Origin of the sequence: Acidisphaera rubrifaciens HS-AP3 (assembly GCF_000964365.1) — a bacterium.
In the GTDB taxonomy this organism is placed as follows: domain Bacteria; phylum Pseudomonadota; class Alphaproteobacteria; order Acetobacterales; family Acetobacteraceae; genus Acidisphaera; species Acidisphaera rubrifaciens.
On the sequence record NZ_BANB01000149.1, the window covers coordinates 1 to 3414 of the forward strand.

Sequence of the window (3414 nt, forward strand, 5' to 3'; positions counted from 1 at the left end):
GCGGGCGGCCGGGGTCGCGCCGGCGGGATTGCGGGTGGCGAGGCTCGCGGCATAGTGCCCGGCATCGGCCGACAGACCGGGCAGGCTGAACCGCTCCTGCGCCCGCGCGGCACCCGCCGCCGCCAGCATGAGGAGAACCAGCAGCAGACGCAGCAGCGGACGGCGCATGAAGAAAATCCCGGTTGGCAGGCGCGACGGTAGCCGGCGGCCGGTTAACGACCCGCCCGGGCTCAGGGCGTGCGGGCGCGCAGAAGGTCGCGGATTTCCTCCAGCAGCACCTCGCTGCGCGGGGGTGGGGGCGGCGGCGCCTCGGCCACTTCCTTGCGCATCATCGAGGTCAGCAGCTTGACCACCCAGAAGATGACGAAGGCAACGATCAGGAAGTTGATCACCGCGTTGAGGAACAGCCCGATGTTCAGCGTCGGCGCCCCGGCGTGCTGCGCCTCGGCCAGCGAGGCGTAGTGCTTCCCGTTCAGCGGGATGAACAGGTTGCTGAAATCGATCCCGCCCACGACGAGGCCGAGGACGGGGTTGAAGATGTCCTTGACCAGGCTGCCGACGATCGTCGTGAAGGCCGCGCCGATGATTACGCCGACGGCAAGATCGACGACGTTGCCCCGCATGATGAAGGACTGGAACTCGCCCACCCATCCGGGCTTGCGGGGCAGTCGGATCGTCGGCGGCTGCATGCGATTCCCTCCTGATGCACTGCCCGCGACTAGACCACACTCGCCCGGCGCCCGCCACCGCGGGCGGGCCGGCACGGCCGCCGGACCGCCCCGTCCGGGCTGGCACGCCCGCTGCAAGGCCGCCGGCGCATGCAGCCGTCACCGACAGGGGAAGGAACCGGGACATGAACGAGGACAGGACCGCGCTCGGGCGCAAGATCATCGCCGCCAAGCGGGCGCGCGGCTGGACCTGGCCGCAGGTGGCCGAGAAGCTGGGCTTCTCGCCCACCTATGTATGCGCCGCCTGCCTCGGCCAGATGTCGATGGCGGCGGAGACGGCGGAGAAGACGGGCGTGCTGTTCGGCCTCGACCCCGAGGAGGTGGCGCTGCTGCAGGAGGCGCCCTATCGCGGCTCCTTCCCCGGCGGCGTGCCGACCGATCCGCTGATCTACCGCTTCTACGAGCTGGTGATGGTGTACGGCACGACGTGGAAGGAGCTGATCCACGAGGAGTTCGGCGACGGCATCATGAGCGCGATCGACTTCGACATGACGCTGGAGCGCCAGCCCGACCAGAAGGGCGACCGGGTGCGCATCACCATGAGCGGCAAGTTCCTGCCCTACAAACGTTACTGATCCGGCGCCCCTGCTCCGGCACTCCTGATCCGGTACCCCGGCGCTCCGCCGGGGGTGTTCAGATCATCGGGTCGTCAGGCGTTGCCGGCGACGTAGGCCTTGAGGCTGTCCACCTCCTGCTCCTGCTGCGTCAGGCGACGCTTGACCACGTCGCCGATGCTGACGAGGCCGACCAGGGCGCCGCGATCCATCACGGGCATGTGGCGGAACCGGCCCTCGGTCATCAGCGCGAGCGCCTCGGCCGTGGTGGTGTGCGGCGTCGCGATATGCAGCGCCGTGGTCATAAGCTGCGCCGCCGACATCTCCAGCGCGCGCGCGCCGTGCGCCGCCAGGGTGCGGATGATGTCGCGCTCGCTGACGATGCCGAGCAGCTGTTCGGCCTGATCCAGCACGAGCGCGGCGCCGATCCGGTGCTCCGCCAGCGTGCCGATCACGGACGCGACGCTGTCGGTCGGGCGCACATGGACGACCTCGTGGCCCTTGGTCTTGAGGATCGCTGCAACCGTCATGGTCCTGCTCCCTCGGGGCGGCGCGGCCGCATTGCCGCGCCGGCACATCCGCCGGCGACCGAAACCGCGACGGTTTCGACCGGAGGGTCAGTCTGCGCCCGTTATCGATGCGCATGCAACTTTCAGGCGTGCGGCGCAGCATGGACCGCGCGCCGTCACAGTGGTACCGCCGGAAACCGGATCGACGGCGAGACGAATTCGTCCTGCGCCTGCACCACCAGCAGTTCCGCCGATCCCGCCGCCCGCGTGCGGCGCAGCAGACCGTGCACCGCGGCGACGGCGCGGCCGGCGGCCTCGGTCGCCTCGCCGGTCGCCAGCCAGTGATACAGGAACAGCGCGGCCGTGACGTCGCCCGCCCCATTCGCGCGCAGGTCCAACAGGGGCGTGCGGATCAGCACCGTCCCCGCAGGCCCGGCGACGACGAGATCGAGGCTGTCCGCCGGCGTCTCCTCGGTCCGCGCGCTGGTGACCAGCACGACGCGCGGCCCGGCGGCCCGCATGCGCGCCCGCACCGCGGCGACCGCGGCGGTGATGTCGGCGCGGGTCGCACAGGGGCGGCCGGCGAGGCGTTCGAGTTCGAACAGGTTGGGCGTGAGCAGATCCGCCGCCGGCAGCGCCGCGCCGCCGAGCAGCGCCTCGATCCCGTCGCGCACATAGGGGCCGGTATCGGCATCGCCGATCACCGGGTCGCAGCAATAGACCGCGGCCGGACTGGCGGCCCGCACCCGCGCCACGGCGTCGAGGATGGCGCCGCCGATCCCCATGTCGCCCATGTAGCCCGACAGCACCGCGTCGCACCGCGACAGCGCGCCGCGCGCCGCCATGCCGTCCACCAGCGCGCCCACCGCCGCCCCGTCGAACACCTGCCCCCGCCAGTCGCCATAGCCGGTGTGGTTGGAGAACTGCACGGTGTGGATCGCCCACACCTCCGCCCCCAGGCGCTGGAGCGGAAACATCGCCGCCGCGTTGCCGACGTGGCCATAGGCGACCCAGGACTGGATCGACAGGACACAGGGCGCGGCTTGAGCCGCCTCCGCCTTCGACATATGCAGACCCTCGTTCACCCGCATGCGGAGATACACATGGCCGACCTCGTCGTCATCGCCTTCCCCTCCGAGGCACAGGCCGAGGAGGTGCGGCACAAGCTGCTGGAGTTGCAGGAGGAATACCTGATCGAACTCGGCGACGCGGTGATCGCGACGAAGCAGCCGAACGGCCGCGTGAAACTGAACCAGCTGTTCCACCCGACCGCCGCCGGCGCCGCCACCGGCACGTTCTGGGGGCTGCTGATCGGCATGCTGTTCCTGGCCCCTGTGGTGGGCGCGGCGATCGGCGCCGCCTCCGGCGCGCTCGGCGGCGCGCTGACCGATGTCGGGATCAACGACGACTTCATGCGCGAGGCGGCGCAGGTGCTGCAGCCGGGGAATGCCGCCCTGTTCCTGCTGATCCGCAAGATGACCGCCGACAAGGTGATCGAGGATCTGCGCGGCAGCGGCGGCACGGTGCTGCGCACCTCCTTCGACCATACGCAGGAGCAGAAGCTGCGCGACGCGCTCGCCGCCGCGGCCGCCGCCCCGGCCCCGGCCCCGAGCCCGGCCACAC

Annotated in this window: 5 protein-coding genes; 2 read left to right on the forward strand and 3 right to left on the reverse strand. The window is 71.0% G+C overall.

The genetic code is table 11. The features are described from left to right. Window positions 1–230: 230 nt before the first annotated feature. Window positions 231–689 carry a large conductance mechanosensitive channel protein MscL gene (gene mscL / locus B8460_RS05525; protein ID WP_048860582.1) on the reverse strand — a complete coding sequence of 153 codons (459 nt, stop codon included), beginning with the start codon at window positions 687–689 and terminating at the stop codon, window positions 231–233. A 164-nt stretch (window positions 690–853) separates the two neighbouring features. Here mscL and cynS point away from each other — a divergent pair, with 164 nt between their 5' ends. Beyond that, window positions 854–1303 (forward strand): cyanase, encoded by a 450-nt coding sequence (gene cynS / locus B8460_RS05530; RefSeq protein ID WP_048860583.1) that lies wholly within the window; start codon window positions 854–856, stop codon window positions 1301–1303. 74 nt (window positions 1304–1377) lie between these two features. Here cynS and B8460_RS05535 read toward each other — a convergent pair whose 3' ends face one another. Both B8460_RS05535 and pdxY read right to left on the reverse strand, forming a co-directional pair. Then, the gene (locus B8460_RS05535; RefSeq protein ID WP_048860584.1) at window positions 1378–1812 is read right to left on the reverse strand and encodes a CBS domain-containing protein; all 435 of its coding nucleotides are present in this window, start codon (window positions 1810–1812) and stop codon (window positions 1378–1380) included. Window positions 1813–1967: 155 nt separating this feature from the next. Then, a complete protein-coding gene (gene pdxY, locus B8460_RS05540; RefSeq protein ID WP_307188624.1) occupies window positions 1968–2894 on the reverse strand; it encodes a pyridoxal kinase PdxY in 927 nt (308 codons plus the stop codon). On the opposite strand from pdxY, the gene B8460_RS05545 reads away from it, so the two are divergent. Next, window positions 2895–3414: DUF1269 domain-containing protein (locus tag B8460_RS05545; RefSeq protein ID WP_048860585.1), on the forward strand; the 520-nt coding region annotated here is incomplete at its 3' end.